Here is a 21838-nt window from a genome sequence, read left to right on the forward strand (position 1 = left end):
CAAAAAAACGGCGGTTACCGAGGTTACCGCCGTTTAGTGCTGCCAGGTAGGGGCCCATCATCTGACTGGCGAGGGGAATGCGATCAGATGCTCGTTGGCGTGGAGATTTCTATTGTGGTCGGCGCTGACTTGTCGATAGTGTAATTGTCCCCAGCAACCTCATTCCTTTCACGTATTGTGAATGTCCGGGTACTTTTTATATCCAGGTCCCGATTGATAATCATGCCATCTTCCGTTGCATATTTAAGGACCCAGTTCGTTTCGGCGATGACGGTATGTTCATTGCTTGCCGGGTTGTAATTGATAGTAAAGTTCTTCGGGCCTGCGGCGACGCTGTAATCATCCTTCAACAACGGTTGCGACAGTTCAAGCAATGCCGGTAACGATGAACCTTGGTGGGCTACCTCGGAAATTCGGGCGCGTAACGCCGGGTCAGGCACCTGCTCCTCGAATGTGGCAAACCTGTGACTTAGGGTGTCGTGTTCATCTTCTACCCTGAAATTCAACTCCGTACGTGATTCCACACCGGCTTCGGTTTTCTTAATCGTATAGTTTTCGCGATTCAGATCAGGCGCAAAGCTGGATGAGTATTGGGTGTTTGAATAGGGGGATTCCCTTGCCTTTTCACCTGCGCTGACGGCGAATGCGTTGTCGTCGACTGTCCAGGAAACGCTGAGCTTCCTTTTCATCTTGGAGCCGTCGGCATAAACAATGTCGTTTGGCACAAGGTCTTTGTCGAGCACCAGGTTCAGGTAGCTATCAAACTTTTCGGCATCACTGACTTTCACCCCCTTGTTGTCCACAAAGAGCTCGGAGAATTTCGGTCCAGGTGCTGTCGGAGTACTGGGTGAAGTCGACGTGGACCGGGACCACGGCCAGCCCCCTTGAAGCGTATCGCGCACCCACCCGCCGTCACCGTTGGACTGCACCGTCATCACCGGTTTGCGGGTGGCAGGGTCAATAATCTGCACATAGTTGTCACTGAGTTTGAAATCCCCTCTGATCTCGTAAACCTTGCTCATACCACTGCTGTCGGTGTGGCGGATCAGCCACTGGTCAGCACCGTCAGTGTCCTTGACCTGATAGATGCCCTTGCTGTTGGGCGTGCGGTTTGCAATCAGGCGCTGGCCATCCGCTACCGCATGGTCACTGATGTTGCCCGCCTGCGAAGGCTGTAACCGGTCAGCCAAACCACGGCCTGCACGGCTTTGATCAAGGGTATTGAGTGTGTTGCCCTGGCCGGGCAGCGTCGTCACGTTTTCACGAGGCGCTGCAAACGGGTCTTCGACCTTCCCGCTCGCACCGGCGGAAAACAAGGTGTTGAGCGCACCATCGAAGGTTTTCCAGGCGCCGTCGCTGCGTTCTGCCTGGGTGTCGCCCGATGCGGTTTTTTCCGCGCCTAACGCCAGCTCCGTGACGCCCAAGGCCCCGACGGTGGCGGCCGCGGCGACTCCGCCAGGCGCCATGGGGGCGAATATCTTGAGGGCGGTGGAGACGTCATTAAGCCAGGTATCGCGGGTTACTTCGCTGTTGGATTTGATCGAGGTGTCCGCATCGCTGGTCATCCGTGCCTTGGCCTGGTCGCGCATTTGACTGAAGACGTCACCCTCGATGTGCACGGGGTTGCGATCAATCGTTTCGCCCTCCATCTTCGACCAATCGCCGTTGGCCAAATGCGCCAATGAGGCGTCGACCCCGGATTTGCCCAGCGGGCCGCCGTCCTGGCGGTCGAGTTGGGAGAAGTGCGAAGCCAGGGCCTCGCGCTTTTTCGGGTCCTTGGCCTGCTCGACCACCCACTCATCCATTTTGTCCAGGGAGGCGAACCTCAGGAATGCTGGTGTGGCACCGGGAATGTAGAGAATCTGCAGGCCGTCGCGCCGATTGTTCTGGTAGTTGTACTGGCCGTCATCAAGGACGGCGAACCGGATGATGTCGCTGGAACCCCAGCCGTTGATATCGAAAGGGTACGCCCGCAACTGATCTTTGGCCGGCGCTTCAGCCTTCAGTTGGTCGACAGTCAGCGGCGCCTTTTCGGCCTGAGGAAGGTTGGACGCCGCCTTCATGACCAGGCGATAGTCATCCCGGGTGAACTGGTGCTCGGCCGGCATCAGCTTTTTTTCGGCGGGGGACTTGGCTTCATAGGCGCTCAGTTGCTGGCGCGCCTGTTGGACGAATTGCCCCTTGAGGGTGGTGCGATAGGCATCCCCATGGGTGTTCCAGAAGTCATTTATTTTGCTGGTCATGCGCCCCTGGAAGTCGGTTTTCCAGGTTTCGTGCATCAGCGTCGAAGGGGCAAGGGGGAACTGGTTGTGGGCACCATAGCCGCCCTTGGTACTTTCTCCGGGCCCCGCCGTATAGATGCCGGCTTCAGCATCAATTTGACCGGGGTTCCAGTCATGTTCGGAAAAGTTATCCAGCAGTGCATCCGGCAGGCGTTTGGAATAGAAAGGTTCTTCATTCATGTGCATCGCGCCGGTCGCGGTGCCGGGCGAGGCGCTCTGGCCATGGCGGAAGCGGTTGAGGTACAGGGTGTCGGGGTCGACATTGGTTTGCCCGGTCGCTTTTTCGATCAGCTCCTTCGCCCACTGTTTGGCTTCGTTGTGCACACTGGGAAAGGCGTTAGCCACACTGTTTGCCAGGTTTGAATAGGCCAGCTTCTGCGGTGCAACGCTATTGAATGCTTCGGTATTGGCCTTCTGGGTTTCCAGCGCCTGGGCCGAGCGCAGGTTGGCGGGCCGCCGGCGGTCATCGGTGGCAATGGCGCCGAAAGAGTGGTTGCGCTCCAGTTGCCTTAGCTGTGTTCTAGCCTCCGCAAGGTTGGCGGGGAGCGGTATGCCGTAGAAGTTTGCGATCACTTTCGCGCTGACATTCACCGTATTTTCGTCTGAGCGTATGTGTAACGCCTGACCGGCGCCGGGCGCGATAACCTGGGCGGACGTCAGAAGGGGCCCAGAAACCTGTGCCCAGCCTGAACCGTCGGTCAGCGAAAAGTCCTTCTTCACGCCGTTGACGTTGGCGGACATGGCACCAGTGGAAGGCACGACCGACAGGGTGGACGGGTCAATGTTCTGCTCGCGCATCCAGCCCTGGATAACCGGGTGTTCCAGTTGCGAGCGATGCAGCTCAAGCCATTGGCCCAACACCGTCTGGGAGGGGACCTTGACCAGGCCGGGTGTGTGACCTTCAACCTTACGTTGTACCGCCCCGATGTAGGCCTGGATCAGGCCAGGGTCCCCGGGAGCTGCGGCTTCACCTTGCGACGGTCGTGCTGGGGTAGGGGGGAGCGTGTTGTGAACGCTGGGGTGTGGAATGGGCGGTGCCTTCATTGAGGCTGACGGCTGCAGGAAGTGGGTACTTAAGCTCTGTTGGGACGGAGACAAATGATGGGACATGGTTGCGATACTCGATAGTGGTTTGGACACATACCCGCAGAGCAATCCCTGTCAATATGGGGGGTATATATAGGTGTCGAAAACCGGAGTGTCGATTCCGTAATGAATTCAGAGGTGATTTACAGAATATGTTCTCACCTGAATACAAAACGCTGCCCGTAGGCAGCGTCATTGCAACTCGGGTACCACTCAATCAGGGCATCTGGACTTCGATCACGCCATCCGCGGTCATGTTGACCTGGCTGGTGCCCGCTTCAACTTCCGGCGTCGGCGCCGAATCCATCGCGGCGGCTTTCATCATCATCCCGCCACGTGCATACGAATGTGGATAACCGTTGGTGTTGAAGTTCAGGTTGACGATCTTGTAGCCCTTGCCGCCCAGCGCATCGGTGGCCAGTTGTGCACGGGCCTTGAACGCGGTGACCGCTTCTTTAAGCAAAGCATCTTCGCTGGCCTTGCGGGTCGGGTTGGCGATGGCGAAATCCATGCTGTCCATTTTCAGGTTGGTCAGCATGTCGCCAGTGAGCTTGGACAGGGCGGCGAAGTCGGCACTTTCCATACGCAGTTCAGCGCGTTCACGCCAGCCGGTGATTTTCTGGTTCTTGTTGTCGTAGATCGGGTAGCTGTTGCGGCTGCCCTGGCGCAGGGTCACGCCTTTGACTTCCCGGGCCTGGGCCAGCGCCTTGTTCATGGTGGTGGTGATTTCGGCGGCAAGCTTGGCCGGGTCGGTGTTCTGCGACTCGGTGTACAGGGTGACGATCATCTGGTCGCGCGCCACTTCCTGGCTGACTTCGGCACGCAGGGAAATCTGGTTGTAATGCAGTTCGTCAGCGGCCATGGCCGGCAGGCTGGCGAGGGTAGCGGCGCCGAGGGTGAGGGTGGCTGCACTGCGAATGAAACGAGACATGTAAGCTCCTTGAGATGTTCGTGTTCGGTAAGACTGTAGACGCAAGGTTTCAGTTCTTCGGGTTTACACATTCGCTACATGTTGACGGATGCCGACGAACGGTCATGTTCCTGACCCCTGCGTCAAAGAGCCACACACGCCGTGCCAGCGCCGTCGCTTCGTTTATACTCCGTGCGATCCGCCTGCAGCGCTCATCGGGAGAGCTCATGCTCGCCGCCGTAAAACTGACTTCCGCCACCCGCCAGAACCTTTGGCGCCTGACGTTCATCCGCACCCTGGTACTGGCCGCGCAGGCCGGTTCGGTCGGGCTCGCCTATTGGTTCAACCTGTTGCCGCTGCCTTGGCTGCAACTGGCCGTGACCCTCGGGTTTTCCACGGTACTGTGCGTATTTACCGCCATTCGCCTGCGCACCACGTGGCCGGTGACCGAACTGGAATACTCCCTGCAACTGGCCTGCGACCTGTTTATCCACAGTGTGTTGCTTTACTTCTCCGGCGGTTCCACCAACCCCTTCGTTTCTTATTACCTGGTGCCACTGACCATTGCGGCGGTGACGCTGCCGTGGCGCTATTCGGTAGTGCTGTCGGGCATCGCCCTGACCCTGTACACCCTGCTGCTGGCGCAGTTCTATCCGTTACAGACCTTTCCCATCGCCCGGGAAAACCTGCAGATCTACGGCATGTGGCTGAGCTTTGCCCTGTCGGCGGCGGTCATCACCTTTTTTGCCGCGCGGATGGCGGAAGAGCTGCGCCGCCAGGAAGAACTGCGCGCCATTCGCCGTGAAGAAGGCCTGCGGGACCAGCAGTTGCTGGCCGTCGCCACCCAGGCCGCCGGCGCGGCCCATGAATTGGGCACGCCGCTGGCGACCATGAGCGTACTGCTCAAGGAAATGACCCAGGACCACCACGACCCGGCCCTGCAAGACGACCTGAGTGTGCTTCAGGAACAGGTCAAGCAGTGCAAGCTGACCTTGCAACAACTGGTACGCGCCGCCGAGGCCAATCGCCGTCTCGCGGTGGAGATGCAGGACGTCACCCAGTGGCTGGACGAGGCCCTGAACCGCTGGCACCTGATGCGTCCCGAAGCCAGCTACCGTTTCCACCTGCTGGGCCAGGGCACGGTGCCGCGCATGGCGCCGCCGCCGGACTTGACCCAGGCGCTGCTGAACCTGCTGAACAACGCCGCCGATGCCTGCCCGGAAGGGTTGGAAGTGACCCTGGACTGGGACGCGGAAGACCTCACCATCAGCATTCGCGACCACGGCGCCGGCGTTCCGTTGGCGATTGCCGAGCAGATCGGCAAGCCCTTCTTTACCACCAAGGGCAAAGGCTTCGGCCTCGGCCTGTTTTTGAGCAAGGCCAGCGTGACTCGCGCGGGCGGCTCAGTGAAACTCTATAGTCATGAGGAAGGCGGCACGCTCACCGAGCTGCGCCTGCCCCGTGTCGCACGAGGAGACATCGATGAGTGACGAGATCCAAGTCGAAGGCGAAGAACTGCCGCACCTGTTGCTGGTAGATGACGACGCCACCTTTACCCGCGTGATGGCCCGCGCCATGAGCCGTCGTGGCTTTCGCGTGAGCACCGCAGGCTCCGCCGAGGAAGGCCTGGCCATCGCCACGGCCGACCTGCCGGAATACGCGGCCCTGGACCTGAAAATGGACGGCGACTCCGGTCTGGTGCTGCTGCCCAAGCTGCTGGAGCTGGACCCGGAAATGCGCGTGGTGATCCTCACCGGCTATTCCAGCATTGCCACCGCCGTCGAGGCGATCAAGCGTGGCGCGTGCAACTACCTGTGCAAGCCGGCAGACGCCGACGACGTGCTGGCCGCCTTGCTCTCCGAGCACGCCGACCTCGACACCCTGGTGCCGGAAAACCCGATGTCGGTGGACCGCCTGCAGTGGGAACACATCCAGCGCGTATTGACCGAGCACGAAGGCAATATTTCCGCTACGGCCCGCGCCCTGGGCATGCACCGACGAACGTTGCAACGCAAGTTGCAGAAACGCCCGGTTCGACGTTGAACGGCGACTGAACAATCTGCTTCAGGCCGCACGGAGCCCTGAACCGATCGTCTATGATCGGTTCAAACGCCTGTTATTTTTTTCCTACCGAGCCTGAACAATGAATCAGAACGCTGAGTATTCCGCGGTCAATGACGCGGTGCGTGGGCAATTTTTAAGGAAAGTGTGGGCGCTGATCACCCCTTACTGGCGCAGTGAGGAGAAGGGCAAGGCCTGGCTGTTGCTGCTGGTGGTGCTGGGGCTGTCACTGTTCAGTGTGGCGGTGTCGGTGTGGTTCAACAGCTGGAACCGTGACTTCTACAACGCCCTGGAAAAGAAGGACTACGACGCCTTCACCCACTTGCTGATGTATTTCAGCGTGATCGCCGTGGTGGCAATCGTCACCGGGGTGTTCACCTCCTATTTGCAGCAAATGCTCACCATCCGCTGGCGGCGCTGGCTGACCGAAACCTATTTTGCCAAGTGGCTGAGCCAGAAGAACTACTACCACCTGGAATACGGCGGGTACACCGATAACCCCGACCAACGTATCTCCGAAGACCTCAACGCCTTCACCAGCAGCACCCTGAGCCTGGGCCTGGGTTTTATCAGTAACCTGGTAAGCCTGGTGTCGTTCTCGGTGATTTTGTGGGGCGTGTCCGGCAGCATCGAAGTGTGGGGCATCACCATTCCCGGCTACATGTTCTGGGCAGCGCTGGTGTATGCGGTGCTGGGCAGTTGGTTGACCCACTTGATTGGTCGAAAACTGATCGGCTTGAGCAACCGCCAACAACGCTTCGAGGCTGACTTGCGTTTCAGCCTGGTGCGGGTGCGGGAGAACGCGGAAAGCATCGCGCTGTTCAATGGCGAGCCCAATGAACACCAGCAACTGAGTGCGCGTTTCGGGCGGGTATGGAGCAACTTCTGGAGCATCATGCAGCTCAAGAAGCGCTTGAATTTCTTCACCAGCGGTTACTCGCAGATCGCGATCATCTTCCCGTTTGTGGTGGCTGCGCCGCGTTACTTTGCCGGCAAGATCGAGTTGGGCGTACTGATGCAGGTGGCCCAGGCGTTTGGCAGTGTGCAGGGCAGCCTCAGCTGGTTTGTCGACGCGTACACCGTGTTGGCCAGCTGGCGCGCGACCTGTGATCGTCTGCTGAGCTTCGGCGAGGCGATGGACGAAAATGAAGGTCGCAACATGGGCATCGAGTTGCAGCGCCAGGGTGGTGACCTGCAGATGAACAACCTCTGCCTGGACCTGGCGGATGGTCGTCACCTGCTCGAAGGCGCCAACCTGACGGTTGCCGAAGGTGAGCGCCTGATGCTCAGCGGTCGTTCCGGCAGCGGCAAATCAACCTTGCTGCGGGCCATGGGCAATTTGTGGCCAAACGGCCACGGCAACATTCGTTTGCCGGCCGAGCGTTACCTGTTCCTGCCGCAGAAGCCGTATCTGCCGATTGGTACGCTGCGTGGCGTGTTGAGTTATCCACAGGAGGAGGGCGCGTACCCGGCGGAACGTTATGCACAGGTCCTGGAAACCTGCCGCCTGGCGCACCTGATCCCACGCCTGGACGAAGCCAATCACTGGCAGCGCATGTTGTCACCGGGTGAGCAGCAGCGCCTGGCGTTTGCCCGGGCGTTGTTGTTTGAACCGCAATGGCTGTACATGGATGAGGCCACGTCGGCGATGGACGAGGAAGATGAGGCGACGCTGTATCAGGCGTTGATCGATGAGTTGCCGGGCTTGAGCATCGTCAGCGTCGGGCATCGCAGCAGCCTCAAGCGATTCCATGGGCGGCATGTGCGGATACAGGACGGGCAGCTGCAAGAACAACCCGTGTCCTGAGGCAGGGCGCGGTCAATGTGGGAGCGGGCTTGCTCGCGAAGGCGGTGGGCCAGTTAATACATCGGGTGACTGACACACCGCCTTCGCGAGCAAGCCCGCTCCCACATTGGATCAGTGTTGTCTGGTCGACCTGCGACCAACAAAAAAGCCCGGCTGATCATCGATCAGCCGGGCTTTTTCATGTCGCTTGAAAAGGTATTACTTCTTCAAGCCGTAATGCTCATCCAGCATCCCCGGGGCGTTTGGCGTTTTTGGCGCGTAGTCCCGTGGCGGTTCCTGGTTTTCCCGGGGTGGGGTCAGGCGTTCCCGTGGAGCGTGCGGTGCATCGGAATGCAGCGCGGCCAGCAGTCGCTGGCGGGTGATGTCGTCCAGGGCCAGGCGGTTGGCACCCTCGGCGAGATGATCCTGTACTTCCTGATAGCTCTGAGTGAGCTTTTTCACCAGGGTCGCGGTGCTGTTGAAGTGGGTAACAACCTCGTTCTGATAACTGTCAAAACGTTCCTGAATGCCATCCAACTGACGCTGCGTGCGGTTAGGCGCGGCATTCGGCAGCAGGCGGGCAACCAGGAATCCAATGGCGACACCGGCAACCAAGGCGAGAGTCGGCAACAACCAAACTAAGAGCGAGTGTTCCACGAGTCCTTCCTCTATAAACGGCTTTGCTTTACGTTAACGGCTCGGACCTGCGCTGTATACCGCGATTAAGCTCGCAATGATGCCATGCACAGACTTTTAGCTAGACGAGTCGACCCCTTGAGAGGTCACGGAGTTCCTTCCTTGCTGATGCGTGAAACCCCCGTTTTGATCGATGGCCCGGTAGGCCAACTGGAAGCCCTGTATCTGGATCACCCCGAGCCACGTGGCCTGGCGCTGATCTGCCACCCTAACCCGGTGCAGGGCGGCACCATGCTCAACAAAGTCGTATCGACCCTGCAACGCACCGCGCGGGATGCCGGCTTGATCACGTTACGTTTCAATTATCGCGGTGTCGGCGCCAGCGCCGGTGCGCACGATATGAGCACCGGTGAAGTCGACGACGCCGAAGCCGCCGCCGCCTGGCTGCGTGAAAAACATCCCGACCTGCCGATTACCCTGCTGGGTTTTTCCTTCGGTGGGTTTGTGGCGGCCACCCTCGGCGGCCGCCTGGAAGCCAAGGGCGAAAAACTCGCGCACCTGTTCATGGTGGCCGCGGCGGTGATGCGCCTGCGGGATAACGACGTGCTGCCACAAGGCTGCCCATTGACCGTGATCCAGCCGGAAACCGACGAAGTGGTCGACCCACAACTCGTCTACGACTGGTCCGCCGCCCTGAATCGCCCCCATGAGCTGCTGAAAGTGGCAGAATGCGGACACTTTTTTCATGGCAAGCTGACCGATCTCAAGGATCTTGTGCTGCCACGTCTTTCGAATTGATGACAAGCGATCACCCATGACGACCCGTACCCGCATCCTCACCGGCATCACCACCACCGGCACGCCGCACCTGGGCAACTACGCCGGCGCGATTCGCCCGGCGATCCTTGCCAGCCAGGACGCCAATGCCGACTCCTTCTACTTCCTGGCCGACTACCACGCCCTGATCAAGTGCGATGACCCGCAGCGCATCCAGCGCTCGCGCATGGAAATCGCCGCGACCTGGCTGGCCGGTGGCCTGGATGTGAACCGGGTAACCTTCTACCGCCAGTCCGACATCCCGGAAATCCCCGAGCTGACCTGGCTGCTGACCTGCGTGGCGGCCAAGGGCCTGCTCAACCGTGCGCACGCCTACAAGGCCTCGGTGGACAAGAACCTGGAGAACGGCGAAGACCCGGATGCGGGCATCACCATGGGCCTGTACAGCTACCCGGTGCTGATGGCCGCGGACATCCTGATGTTCAACGCCCACAAGGTGCCGGTCGGTCGTGACCAGATCCAGCACGTGGAAATGGCCCGCGATATTGGCCAGCGCTTCAACCACCTGTTCGGCAACGGTAAAGAATTCTTCACCATGCCCGAGGCGCTGATCGAAGAAAGCGTCGCCACCTTGCCGGGCCTGGATGGCCGCAAGATGTCCAAGAGCTACGACAACACTATCCCGTTGTTCACCAGCGCCAAGGACATGAAGGACGCGATCTCGCGGATCGTCACCGACTCCCGCGCGCCGGGCGAAGCCAAGGATCCGGACAACTCGCACCTGTTCACCCTGTACCAGGCGTTTGCCACCAAGGTTCAGGAAGAAGAGTTCCGCGGCGAGCTGCTGCAAGGCCTGGGCTGGGGCGAGGCGAAGAACCGTCTGTTCCAACTGCTGGACGGCCAACTGGGCGAAGCGCGCGAGCGTTACCACCAGTTGATGTCGCGTCCGTCGGACATGGAAGACCTGCTGCTGATCGGTGCCAGGAAGGCCCGCGCCGTGGCTGCACCGTTCCTGGCCGAACTGCGTGAAGCGGTGGGCCTGCGCTCGTTCGTCAACCCGGTCGCCGTTGCCGCCACCACCAAGAAGAAAGCTGCGAAAGCCGCGCGCTTTGTCAGCTTCCGCGAAGACGACGGCAGCTTCCGCTTCCGTTTGCTGGCGGCCGAAGGCGAGCAACTGCTGCTGTCGCGTAACTTTGCCGACGGTAAAACCGCCGGCGCGGTGACCAAGCAGCTGCAATCGGGTCAGGCGCTGGATGTGCGCAGCGAAGCCCTGAGCTTCAGCGTATGGCTGGAAGGTGCTGCCGTCGCCGATAGCCCGGCGTTCGCCGACAGCGCCTCGCGGGATGCCGCGATCGAAGCCTTGCGCGTTGCGTTGACCCCAATCGAGGATTGACCCGACCAAGGGTTAATTGCCATTCTTCAGGGCCGTCGTTACAGTGGCGGCCCGTTTTTGTTGCCTTGCTAACGAATTATGACGCCCCTAGAACGATATCAAGCTGATCTGAAACGCCCTGAATTCTTCCATGACGCTGCCCAGGAAACTGCGGTGCGCCATTTGCAGCGCCTGTACGACGATCTGGTCCAGGCCTCGCAGAACAAGCCGGGCATGTTCAGCAAGTTGTTTGGCAAGAAAGACCACACGCCGGTAAAGGGCTTGTACTTCTGGGGTGGTGTTGGCCGGGGCAAGACCTACCTGGTGGATACCTTCTTTGAGGCGCTGCCGTTCAAGGAAAAGGTCCGCACTCACTTCCACCGCTTTATGAAGCGCGTGCACGAAGAGATGAAGACCCTGCCGGGCGAAAAGAACCCGCTGACCATCATCGCCAAGCGTTTCTCGGAAGAAGCCCGGGTGATCTGTTTCGATGAGTTCTTCGTCTCCGACATTACCGACGCGATGATCCTCGGCACCCTGATGGAAGAGCTGTTCAAGAATGGCGTGACCCTGGTCGCCACCTCGAACATCGTGCCTGACGGCCTGTACAAGGACGGCCTGCAACGCGCACGCTTCCTGCCGGCCATCGCCCTGATCAAGCAGAACACCGAGATCGTCAACGTCGACAGCGGCGTCGACTACCGCCTGCGTCACCTTGAGCAAGCCGAACTGTTCCACTTCCCGCTCAACGAAGTGGCCCAGGAAAGCCTGCGCAAAAGCTTCCGCGCGCTGACGCCGGAATGCACCCAGGCGGTGGAAAACGACAAGTTGATCATCGAAAATCGCGAAATCATCGCGCTGCGCACCTGCGACGACGTGGCCTGGTTCGACTTCCGCGAACTGTGCGACGGCCCCCGCAGCCAGAACGACTACATCGAACTGGGCAAGATCTTCCACGCGGTGATCCTGAGCGGCGTCGAGCAGATGAGCGTCACCACCGACGACATCGCGCGGCGCTTTATCAACATGGTCGACGAATTCTACGACCGTAACGTCAAGCTGATCATCTCGGCGGAAGTTGAACTCAAGGATCTCTACACCGGCGGCCGCTTGAACTTCGAATTCCAACGGACCTTGAGCCGCTTGCTCGAAATGCAGTCCCACGAGTTCCTGTCGCGGGCGCACAAGCCTTAAGCGCTAGCCCCCTGTAGGCGCGAGCTTGCTCGCGAAGAACTCAATGACAACGCGGGGCTTCAGATGCCCCGCGTTTTCGTTAACGACCTTCGCGAGCAAGCTCGCTCCTACAGTCAGGGCGACCTATGCCGCCTGCTGGAATTGCTGGCGGTACTGATTGGGCGACAGCTCGGTGTGCTGCCGGAACAGCCGCGCAAAGAAGCTCGCGTCGTCGTAGCCCACTTCGTAGCTGATGGTCTTGATGCTTTTGCGGCTGCCGGACAGCAAGCCCTTGGCCGTTTCGATGCGCAGGCGTTGCAGGTAATGCAGCGGCTTGTCGCCCGTGGCGGTCTGGAAGCGGCGCATGAAGTTGCGGATGCTCATGCCGTGTTCCCGTGCCACGTCTTCGAAACGGAACTTGTCGGCGAAGTGCTCTTCGAGCCAATGCTGGATCTGCAGGATGATCACGTCCTGGTGCAACTTCTGGCCGCCAAAACCGATGCGTCCGGGCGCATAGCTGCGCTGCACTTCGTAAAGGATGTCGCGGGCCACCGCCTGGGCGATGTTGGCGCCGCAGAAGCGTTCGATCAGGTAGATGTAGAGGTCGCAGGCCGAGGTGGTGCCGCCGGCGCAGTAGAGGTTGTCGGCGTCGGTCAGGTGCTTGTCCTGGTTCAGTTGCACCTTGGGAAAGCGTTCGCTGAAGGCGTTGAAGAAGCGCCAGTAGGTGGTCGCTTCCTTGCCGTCCAGCAGGCCGGCTTCGGCGAGCCAGAACACGCCGGTGGCTTCGCCGCACAGTACGGCGCCACGGGCATGTTGTTCGCGCAGCCAGGGCAGCACTTGCGGGTAGCGTTGGCACAGTGAGTCGAAGTCGTCCCAGAAGGCCGGGAGCACGATGATGTCGGCGTTTTCGAGGCCGCCGTCCACCGGCATGATCACATCGCTGAAGCTGCGCACCGATTGCCCATCGGGGCTGACCAGGCGCGTTTCGAAAGCGGGAGTAAGGCCCTGGCCCAGCTGTTTGCCGTAGCGCAGGCTCGCGAGGTGGAAGAAATCCTTGGCTTGCATGAGGGTTGAAGCGAATACCCGATCAATGGCCAAAATGCTGACGCGCCGCAAAGGCGTGGAGATTTGGTTAGACATAATTTCATTTATTCTTATAGGGGAAAGTGGTCACCAGACGGCTGGATCGTCTTATTTTTTGTCGCATGTGTCCAGTGTCCTGTGACGCCTTCGCGGCTTAGGCTCTGTGATCCGGTCTTGTCCGACAATTCACGCAGGTGACCCATGATTCCCAGAACCTTGTTCAGCTCGGAGCACGAACTCTTCCGCCAGAGCGTGCGCACCTTCCTCGAAAAAGACGCGGCGCCGTTCCACGGGCAATGGGAAAAGCAGGGCTACATCGACCGTAACCTGTGGAACAAGGCAGGGGAGGCGGGGATGCTCTGTTCGCATTTGCCGGAAGAGTACGGCGGCCTCGGCGCGGACTTTCTCTACAGCGCCGTGGTGATCGAAGAGATCAGCCGCCTGGGTCTGACCGGGATTGGTTTCTCCCTGCATTCGGACATTGTCGCGCCGTACATCCTGCATTACGGCAGTGAGGCGCTGAAGCACAAGTACCTGCCCAAATTGATCTCCGGGGAGATGGTCACGGCCATCGCCATGACCGAGCCGGGTGCCGGGTCTGACCTGCAAGGGGTCAAGACCACCGCCGTGCTGGATGGCGATGAGTACGTGATCAACGGCTCCAAGACGTTCATTACCAATGGCTTCCTGGCGGACCTGGTGATCGTTGTCGCCAAGACTGATCCCAAGGCAGGTGCCAAGGGTACGAGCCTGTTCCTGGTGGAAGCCAATACGCCGGGCTTCGACAAGGGCAAGCGCCTGGAGAAGGTCGGGATGAAGGCCCAGGACACGTCAGAGCTGTTTTTCCAGGATGTGCGAGTGCCCAGGGAGAATCTGCTGGGGCAGGCGGGGATGGGCTTTGCCTATCTGATGCAGGAGCTGCCGCAGGAGCGTTTGACGGTGGCCATCGGGGCGTTGTCGTCAGCCGAGGCGGCGTTGCAATGGACGCTGGAGTACACCCGCGACCGCAAGGCGTTCGGCAAGGCGATCATCGACTTCCAGAACACTCGCTTCAAACTGGCGGAGATTGCGACGGAAACCCAGATTGGCCGGGTGTTTGTCGACAAGTGCATGGAACTGCACCTGCAAGGCAAACTCGATGTGCCCACGGCTGCGATGGCCAAATACTGGGCCACAGACCTGCAATGCAAAGTGCTGGATGAGTGTGTGCAACTGCACGGGGGTTACGGTTTCATGTGGGAATACCCGATTGCGCGGGCCTGGGCGGATGCGCGGGTGCAGCGGATTTATGCGGGGACGAATGAGATCATGAAGGAGATTATTGCGCGGGCGCTTTGAAGGTGCAGTGAGATCTATGTGGCGAGGGGGCTTGTCCCCCGTTGGGCTGCGCAGCAGCCCCAATAAAAGCACCTCATTCTTGCTGGCAGATTGAGATGGCAGGTTTTGGGGCCGCTGCGCAGCCCAACGGGGGACAAGCCCCCTCGCCACAGGGTCAATCAAGGCGCAGGATTCGGATGATCCTTCTGGATCGCCTCAATCCCCGCCAGCACTTCATCCGACAGTTTCAGGTCGGCGCTGGCGATGTTGCTGTCCAGCTGCTCCAGGGTCGTGGCGCCAATGATGTTGCTGGTCACGAACGGTTGCTGGGTTACAAACGCCAATGCCATCTGCGCCGGGTCCAGGCCGTGCTCACGGGCCAGTGCCACGTAACGGCTGCATGCAGCTTCCGATTGCGGGTTGAAGTAGCGGCTGAAGCGGCTATAGAGGCTCAGGCGACCCTTGGCCGGGCGTGCGCCACCTTCGTATTTGCCGCTGAGCATGCCGAACGCCAGTGGCGAGTACGCCAGCAACCCACATTGCTCACGGATGGCGATTTCCGCCAGGCCCACTTCAAAGCTGCGGTTGAGCAGGTTGTAGGGGTTCTGGATCGACACGGCGCGGGTCCAGCCACGGGCTTCGGCCAGGGCCAGGAATTTCATGGTGCCCCACGGGGTTTCGTTGGACAGGCCGATGTGGCGGATCTTGCCGGCCTTGACCTGCTCATCCAAGGCTTCGAGGGTTTCTTCCAGCGGCGTCAGGTCTTCTTCGGCCTTGTGCTTGTAGCCCAGTTGGCCGAAAAAGTTGGTGCTGCGCTCGGGCCAGTGCAACTGGTAGAGGTCGATCCAGTCAGTTTGCAGGCGCTTGAGGCTCGCATCCAGGGCTTCGACGACGTGCTTGCGGTTGTGCTTGAGGCTGCCATCGCGGATGTAGTCGATGGTGTTGCCGGGACCGGCGATCTTACTGGCGAGGATCCAGTCGGCACGGTCGCCGCGGCTTTTGAAGTAATTACCGATGTAGCGCTCGGTGGTGGCGTAGGTGTCTGCCTTGGGCGGCACCGGGTACATTTCGGCGGTATCGAGGAAGTTGATTCCCGCGGCCTTGGCCCGTTCGATCTGTGCGAAGGCCTCTGCCTCGCTGTTCTGCTCGCCCCAGGTCATGGTGCCCAAGGCTATCGCGCTCACGTTCAGATCGGTTCGGCCCAGCTGTCGATAGTCCATCGGGTACTCCTTCAGGGAAAACAATCATAAAAGCAGGTTGAAATTTTTTTGGCAATCTGCATAATTGCCCACCTCTTTCTGCAGTGGAAGTGATGCGCCGCCTGCCGAAGAATCTTGCCGTTGAACGGACGCGCCGACCCGAGCCCCCGATAGCGTCTGTATCCGGCTGCCTTTGACTTGTCAAAGTACGCACTATTCAGTAAGATCCGCCGTCTAATTTACAGGGCGGCCCCTGAGGCTATTAAAGAATGACAACTTTTACTGCAAAACCAGAAACAGTTCAGCGCGACTGGTTTGTCGTCGACGCCGCTGGTCAGACCCTGGGTCGTCTGGCCACTGAAGTCGCCAGCCGTCTGCGTGGCAAGCACAAGCCTGAGTACACCCCTCACGTTGATACCGGTGACTACATTGTCATCATCAACGCTGAGCAGGTACGTGTTACCGGCAACAAAGCGCAAGACAAAATGTACTACCGTCACTCCGGTTTCCCAGGCGGTATCAAGTCTTCGAACTTCGAAGGCCTGATCTCCAAAAAGCCTGAAGCCCCGATTGAAATCGCGGTCAAAGGTATGCTGCCGAAGGGCCCACTGGGTCGCGACATGTATCGCAAGCTGAAAGTCTATGCGGGCGCTGCTCACCCTCATGCTGCTCAGCAGCCCCAAGAACTGAAGTTTTAACGGAATAGTTCATTATGTCGGCGACTCAAAATTACGGCACTGGCCGTCGCAAAACCGCTACCGCTCGCGTTTTCCTGCGTCCGGGTACTGGTAACATCTCGATCAACAACCGCACTCTGGAAAATTTCTTCGGTCGCGAAACTGCCCGCATGGTAGTTCGTCAGCCGCTGGAATTGACCGAGACCGTTGAAAAGTTCGACATCTACGTCACCGTTATCGGTGGCGGTGTAAGTGGTCAAGCTGGCGCAATCCGCCACGGTATCACTCGCGCTCTGATGCAGTACGACGAAACCCTGCGTGGCGCTCTGCGCAAAGCTGGCTTCGTGACTCGCGATGCTCGTGAAGTTGAACGTAAGAAAGTTGGTCTGCGTAAAGCGCGTAAGCGTCCGCAGTACTCGAAGCGTTAATTCGCTTTTACGTTCCAGAAAACGCCCAGCCTCCTCACGGAGCTGGGCGTTTTTTATTGCCTGCTATTTATGTAAAAAAATCTCTGTGACAACTTGCCACATCCGTAGAGCCCCTATACTCAAAGGCTTGGAGCCAGTGCCGGGGGTAATTACCTTGTCAGACGTGGGGCTTTTCATTACCATTCGGCAAAATTTTTATAAGTTCAGATTTAACACTTAGTAGACGCCTGATTTAACAGGCCACAAAGCTGATGGGAGAGGACTGAATGAGCAATGACGGCGTGAATGCAGGCCGGCGTCGCTTCTTGGTAGCAGCCACATCCGTGGTGGGTGCTGCAGGAGCGGTGGGGGCTGCGGTCCCGTTCGTGGGGTCATGGTTTCCCAGTGCCAAGGCGAAAGCCGCAGGTGCACCGGTGAAGGTGAATGTCAGCAAGATCGATCCAGGCCAGCAAATGATTGCTGAGTGGCGCGGTCAGCCAGTGTTCATCGTTCGTCGTACCGAGGAAATCCTGGGAAATCTGAAGAAGATCGAGGGCCAGTTGTCCGACCCCGACTCGAAGAATTCCGACCAACCCGCTTACGTCGATAAGGAAATTCGCTCGATCAAGCCGGAGATTCTGCTGCTGATCGGTATCTGCACCCACTTGGGTTGCTCTCCCACCTTCCGTCCGGAAGTGGCGCCTGCGGACCTGGGCAAGGACTGGGTCGGGGGCTATTTTTGCCCGTGCCACGGTTCTCACTACGACCTCGCTGGCCGCGTCTACAAGTCACAACCCGCACCACTGAACCTGCCAGTTCCGCCACATCACTACGAGACTGACAGTGTCATTGTCATTGGCGTCGACGAGGGGGAGAAAGCCTGATGAGCAAGTTCATGGATTGGGTGGATGCGCGCTTCCCCGCGACCAAGATGTGGGAAGACCATCTCAGCAAGTACTACGCACCGAAGAATTTCAACTTCTTCTATTTCTTTGGCTCCCTGGCACTTTTGGTACTGGTCAACCAGATCGTTACCGGTGTCTGGCTGACGATGAGCTACACCCCGTCGGCCGAAGAAGCCTTCGCCTCCGTCGAATACATCATGCGCGACGTCGAGTACGGCTCGATCCTGCGTCTGCTGCACTCCACCGGCGCCTCGGCGTTCTTCATCGTCGTCTACATGCACATGTTCCGCGGCTTGCTCTACGGCTCGTACCAGAAGCCTCGCGAGCTGGTATGGGTGTTCGGCATGCTGATCTACCTGGCGCTGATGGCCGAGGCCTTCATGGGCTACCTGCTGCCGTGGGGCCAGATGTCCTATTGGGGCGCCCAGGTGATCATCTCGCTGTTTGGTGCGATCCCGGTCATCGGCAACGACCTGACCCAGTGGATTCGTGGTGACTACCTGATTTCCGGGATCACCCTGAACCGCTTCTTCGCCTTGCACGTGGTGGCCTTGCCCATCGTGATTCTCGGTCTGGTGGTGCTGCACATTCTGGCACTGCACGAAGTGGGTTCGAACAACCCCGATGGCGTGGACATCAAGAAGCACAAGGACGAAAACGGCGTACCGCTGGACGGCATTCCGTTTCACCCGTACTACACCGTGAAAGATATCGTCGGCGTGGTGGTGTTCCTGTTCATCTTCTGCTCGATCGTGTTCTTTTTCCCGGAGATGGGCGGTTATTTCCTCGAGAAACCGAACTTCGAACAGGCGAACGCCTTCAAGACTCCGGAACACATTGCCCCGGTCTGGTACTTCACCCCGTTCTACGCGATCTTGCGGGCGATTCCCGACAAGCTCATGGGCGTGATCGCCATGGGGGCGGCGATTGCGGTGCTGTTCGTGCTGCCTTGGCTCGACCGTAGTCCGGTCAAGTCCATGCGCTACAAGGGCTGGCTGAGCAAGATCTGGCTGTGGGTGTTCTGCATTTCGTTCGTGATCCTGGGTGTACTGGGCGTATTGGCGCCGACCCCGGAGCGTACGTTGCTGTCGCAGGTCTGCACGTTCCTGTACTTCGCCTACTTCATTCTGATGCCGTTCTACACCCGGCTCGAGAAGACCAAACCGGTACCGGATAGGGTGACTGGCTGATGAAAAAATTATTCGTTGCATTCATTCTTGCGGCCCTGCCGCTGCTGTCTTTCGCCGCTGAACACGGCCCAGAGCTGGAAAAAGTCGACATCGACGTGTCGGACAAGGCCGCGATGCAGGACGGGCTGCGTACGTTCACCAACTACTGCATGGGCTGCCACAGTGCCAAGTTCCAGCGTTACGAGCGTGTGGCCGACGACCTGGGCATTCCCCATGACGTGATGCTCAGCCACTCGGTGTTCACGGGGGCGAAGATCGGCGACCACATGACCATCGGCATGCAGCCTGCCGACGCCAAGACCTGGTTCGGGGCTGCACCGCCCGACCTGACCCTGGTGGCCCGTGTGCGTGGCACCGATTGGCTCTACGGCTACCTGAAATCTTTCTACGAAGACCCGTTGCGTCCCTACGGCGTGAACAACAAAGTGTTCCCGAACGTCGGTATGCCTAACGTTCTGGTCGGCCTGCAAGGCCGCCAAGTGGTAGGATGCAAGCAAGTACAAATCGTCGAAGACGGCAAGAAGCAGTATGATCCGCTTACCGGTACGCCTTTGACTCATGAAGCGTGCGATCAGCTGACCATAGTGCCGAAGACCGGCGCGCTGAACGAAGAGCAGTTCGACGAGAAGGTCAAGAATCTGGTGACCTTCCTGGCCTACTCGGCCAACCCAGTGAAGCTGCAGCATCAGCGCATTGGTACCTATGTGTTGCTGTACCTGGCCTTCTTCTTCGTGTTCGCCTATCTGCTGAAACGCGAATACTGGAAGGATGTGCATTGATCCAACCGTAAGTAATTGCTGTTAATCTTGCGCGCCCAGCGGCATCTCTGAAGGTAAGTCTGGTTTATCCAGGCGTCACGGAGATGCTCACTGGGCGCGCTCGTTTTTGAGCTTCCGATAATTTCAACAAGCGAGGAGGACCGCCATGGGCGTGACCAATCGGTTGGCCTGTTACTCCGACCCCGCCGACCACTATTCCCACCGAGTACGCATCGTGCTCGCAGAGAAGGGTGTCAGCGCAGAGATCATTACTGTGGAGGCTGGTCGTCACCCGCCGAAACTGATCGAAGTGAACCCTTACGGCAGCTTGCCCACCCTGGTCGATCGTGACCTGGCGTTGTGGGAGTCAACCGTGGTGATGGAATACTTGGATGAGCGTTATCCCCATCCGCCGTTGTTGCCGGTATATCCGGTGGCGCGTGCCAACAGCCGCCTGCTGATCCATCGGATCCAGCGTGACTGGTGTGGCCTGGTGGACCTGATTCTGGATTCACGCAGCAAAGAAGCGGCCCGGGTTCAGGCGCGCAAGGAATTGCGCGAGAGCCTGACCGGTGTTTCGCCGTTATTTGCCGACAAACCTTTTTTCCTCAGCGAGGAACAAAGTCTGGTGGATTGCTGCCTATTACCCATACTCTGGCGCTTGCCGATTTTGGGCATTGAATTGCCGCGGCCTGCCAAGCCGCTGCTTGACTACATGGAGCGCCAGTTTGCGCGTGAGGCTTTCCAGGCGAGTCTGTCTGGTGTCGAACGCGATATGCGCTAAGGCTTAAGGAGCCGTTGATGAACTCCAGTCGACCTTACCTGGTCCGCGCGCTCTATGAGTGGATAGTGGACAACGATTGCACCCCGCACATGCTGGTCAATTCCGAGTTTCCCGCGGTTCAGGTACCGCAAGGTTTTGCCAGTGACGGACAAATCGTCCTGAACGTTTCACCCAGTGCCGTGCGACACCTGCACATGGACAATGAAGCGGTCAGCTTTGAAGGGCGTTTCGGCGGTGTGCCGCATACGCTGTTCGTGCCCATCGGCGCCATCCTCGGGATTTACGCCCGGGAAAATGGCCAGGGCATGGTGTTTGATCTGGAGTCGTCCCTTGAGGATGACGAAGCGATCGAGCTCGAAGGCGAAGATGATGTGCCGCCGCCGGATTCCGAGCCACCGCGCCCAAGCGGTCGGCCGAGTCTGAAAGTGGTGAAGTAACAAGGCGCAGGCCCTTGAGCCAGTGTTGAAAATGCCTCGGTGATGCCGGGGCATTTTTTTGCCTGGGGAAAACCTCGTCAGTTATGGATGAAAGTCATGACAGGACGGTGATCGTACAACCGCCATGGGCTATCATGCGTGCTTCAGATCGCCGAGACAGATGATTCATCATGGAAAACTCCAGCGCCGCCCCTCGTCTTCCCCGCAAGCGCCGCAGCCTTGCCCAGGAATTGGTCACGGTGTTGTCCGAGCAGATCCGCGACGGCCAACTCAAACGTGGCGACAAACTGCCCACCGAGTCGGCGATCATGGACGCCCATGGGGTCAGCCGCACCGTGGTGCGTGAAGCCATCTCGCGATTGCAGGCGGCCGGGCAGGTGGAAACCCGCCATGGCATCGGCACCTTTGTGCTGGATACGCCAAGCCCCAGCGGTTTCCGGATCGACCCGGCTACTGTCGTGACCCTGCGGGATGTACTGGCCATTCTTGAACTGCGGATCAGCCTGGAAGTGGAGTCTGCCGGGCTTGCTGCCCAGCGGCGTAGCGATGAGCAATTGGCCGGCATGCGTGCAGCCCTCGATGCCCTGAACGAAAGTGCGGCTCACGCCGGTGATGCGGTGGCGTCGGACTTCCAGTTCCACCTGCAGATTGCCCTGTCCACCGGCAACCGCTACTTCACCGACATCATGACCCACCTGGGCACCAGCATCATTCCACGCACGCGGCTGAACTCGGCACGCCTGGCCCATGATGACCAGCAGCACTACATGAGCCGCCTGAGCCGCGAACATGAAGAGATCTATGAGGCGATCGCTCGCCAGGATTCGGACGCGGCACGGGCGGCCATGCGTTTGCACCTGACCAACAGCCGTGAGCGGCTGCGCCATGCCCATGAAGAGGCAGAAGCCCAGCGCGGCTAATGCCTATTCAAATGTAGGAGCTGTCGAGCCTCGGCGAGGCTGCGATGCAGGCGCTGAGGTCCGGCAGGTTCACCGAGT

General features: G+C 59.2%; 20 protein-coding genes. 15 read left to right on the top strand and 5 right to left on the bottom strand.

Translation table 11 applies throughout. The features are described from left to right. Nucleotides 1–83: 83 nt before the first annotated feature. Together ACUN0G_RS17860 and ACUN0G_RS17865 are read right to left on the bottom strand one after the other, a co-directional pair. Nucleotides 84–3392, bottom strand: a complete 3309-nt coding sequence (locus ACUN0G_RS17860) for a dermonecrotic toxin domain-containing protein (RefSeq protein WP_445573934.1) — start codon at nt 3390–3392, stop codon at nt 84–86. Between the two features lie 193 nt (nt 3393–3585). Then, complete coding sequence (locus ACUN0G_RS17865) at nt 3586–4299, bottom strand: SIMPL domain-containing protein (RefSeq protein WP_445573935.1); 714 nt, start codon at nt 4297–4299, stop codon at nt 3586–3588. Between the two features lie 206 nt (nt 4300–4505). Here ACUN0G_RS17865 and ACUN0G_RS17870 point away from each other — a divergent pair, with 206 nt between their 5' ends. From ACUN0G_RS17870 to ACUN0G_RS17880, 3 genes are all read left to right on the top strand, one after another. Next, nucleotides 4506–5768 carry an ATP-binding protein gene (locus ACUN0G_RS17870; protein ID WP_076016515.1) on the top strand — a complete coding sequence of 421 codons (1263 nt, stop codon included), beginning with the start codon at nt 4506–4508 and terminating at the stop codon, nt 5766–5768. Then, entirely contained in the window at nt 5761–6321 is a 561-nt protein-coding gene (locus ACUN0G_RS17875) for a response regulator transcription factor (RefSeq protein WP_003216016.1), read from the top strand. Before ACUN0G_RS17870 ends, ACUN0G_RS17875 begins: the two co-directional genes overlap by 8 nt. Before the next feature lie 100 nt (nt 6322–6421). Further along, complete coding sequence (locus tag ACUN0G_RS17880; protein WP_445573936.1) at nt 6422–8146, top strand: ABC transporter ATP-binding protein/permease; 1725 nt, start codon at nt 6422–6424, stop codon at nt 8144–8146. A gap of 198 nt (nt 8147–8344) precedes the next feature. Here the strand turns inward: ACUN0G_RS17880 and ACUN0G_RS17885 are convergent, their stop codons facing one another. Further along, entirely contained in the window at nt 8345–8782 is a 438-nt protein-coding gene (locus ACUN0G_RS17885) for a YhcB family protein (RefSeq protein ID WP_445573937.1), read from the bottom strand. A 147-nt stretch (nt 8783–8929) separates the two neighbouring features. On the opposite strand from ACUN0G_RS17885, the gene ACUN0G_RS17890 reads away from it, so the two are divergent. From ACUN0G_RS17890 to zapE, 3 genes are all read left to right on the top strand, one after another. Next, complete coding sequence (locus tag ACUN0G_RS17890) at nt 8930–9559, top strand: alpha/beta hydrolase (protein ID WP_445573938.1); 630 nt, start codon at nt 8930–8932, stop codon at nt 9557–9559. Between the two features lie 16 nt (nt 9560–9575). After that, on the top strand, nt 9576–10931 hold the full coding sequence (locus ACUN0G_RS17895; RefSeq protein WP_445573939.1) for a tryptophan--tRNA ligase: 1356 nt from the start codon (nt 9576–9578) through the stop codon (nt 10929–10931). Between the two features lie 78 nt (nt 10932–11009). Then, nucleotides 11010–12104: a cell division protein ZapE gene (gene zapE / locus ACUN0G_RS17900; protein ID WP_421552050.1), complete on the top strand. Its 1095-nt coding sequence runs from the start codon at nt 11010–11012 to the stop codon at nt 12102–12104. 123 nt (nt 12105–12227) lie between these two features. On the opposite strand, the gene ACUN0G_RS17905 is transcribed toward zapE, so the two are convergent. After that, nucleotides 12228–13148 carry a GlxA family transcriptional regulator gene (locus ACUN0G_RS17905; protein WP_172834601.1) on the bottom strand — a complete coding sequence of 307 codons (921 nt, stop codon included), beginning with the start codon at nt 13146–13148 and terminating at the stop codon, nt 12228–12230. A 219-nt stretch (nt 13149–13367) separates the two neighbouring features. On the opposite strand from ACUN0G_RS17905, the gene ACUN0G_RS17910 reads away from it, so the two are divergent. Further along, a complete protein-coding gene (locus ACUN0G_RS17910) occupies nt 13368–14504 on the top strand; it encodes an acyl-CoA dehydrogenase family protein (protein ID WP_445573940.1) in 1137 nt (378 codons plus the stop codon). A gap of 158 nt (nt 14505–14662) precedes the next feature. Here the strand turns inward: ACUN0G_RS17910 and ACUN0G_RS17915 are convergent, their stop codons facing one another. Beyond that, complete coding sequence (locus ACUN0G_RS17915; protein ID WP_445573941.1) at nt 14663–15703, bottom strand: NADP(H)-dependent aldo-keto reductase; 1041 nt, start codon at nt 15701–15703, stop codon at nt 14663–14665. Between the two features lie 248 nt (nt 15704–15951). On the opposite strand from ACUN0G_RS17915, the gene rplM reads away from it, so the two are divergent. The 8 genes from rplM to ACUN0G_RS17955 all read left to right on the top strand — a co-directional run bounded on the left by rplM (nt 15952) and on the right by ACUN0G_RS17955 (nt 21760). Next, a complete protein-coding gene (gene rplM / locus ACUN0G_RS17920) occupies nt 15952–16380 on the top strand; it encodes a 50S ribosomal protein L13 (RefSeq protein ID WP_003216032.1) in 429 nt (142 codons plus the stop codon). Nucleotides 16381–16394: 14 nt separating this feature from the next. Continuing rightward, nucleotides 16395–16787, top strand: a complete 393-nt coding sequence (gene rpsI / locus ACUN0G_RS17925; protein ID WP_003216038.1) for a 30S ribosomal protein S9 — start codon at nt 16395–16397, stop codon at nt 16785–16787. Nucleotides 16788–17053: 266 nt separating this feature from the next. After that, complete coding sequence (gene petA / locus ACUN0G_RS17930; RefSeq protein WP_003216040.1) at nt 17054–17650, top strand: ubiquinol-cytochrome c reductase iron-sulfur subunit; 597 nt, start codon at nt 17054–17056, stop codon at nt 17648–17650. Next, nucleotides 17650–18861, top strand: coding sequence for a cytochrome b (locus ACUN0G_RS17935; RefSeq protein WP_076014447.1), 1212 nt, complete (start codon nt 17650–17652; stop codon nt 18859–18861). The genes petA and ACUN0G_RS17935 overlap by 1 nt, the downstream gene beginning before the upstream one ends. After that, on the top strand, nt 18861–19640 hold the full coding sequence (locus tag ACUN0G_RS17940; RefSeq protein WP_445573942.1) for a cytochrome c1: 780 nt from the start codon (nt 18861–18863) through the stop codon (nt 19638–19640). The genes ACUN0G_RS17935 and ACUN0G_RS17940 overlap by 1 nt, the downstream gene beginning before the upstream one ends. 145 nt (nt 19641–19785) lie before the next feature. Next, nucleotides 19786–20403, top strand: coding sequence for a glutathione S-transferase N-terminal domain-containing protein (locus ACUN0G_RS17945; protein WP_010170749.1), 618 nt, complete (start codon nt 19786–19788; stop codon nt 20401–20403). A gap of 17 nt (nt 20404–20420) precedes the next feature. Beyond that, a complete protein-coding gene (locus ACUN0G_RS17950; protein ID WP_003216051.1) occupies nt 20421–20840 on the top strand; it encodes a ClpXP protease specificity-enhancing factor in 420 nt (139 codons plus the stop codon). 170 nt (nt 20841–21010) lie between these two features. Further along, complete coding sequence (locus ACUN0G_RS17955) at nt 21011–21760, top strand: FadR/GntR family transcriptional regulator (protein WP_008437251.1); 750 nt, start codon at nt 21011–21013, stop codon at nt 21758–21760. Nucleotides 21761–21838: the final 78 nt, after the last annotated feature.

The sequence above is a fragment of the Pseudomonas sp. 32A genome (assembly GCF_052682255.1).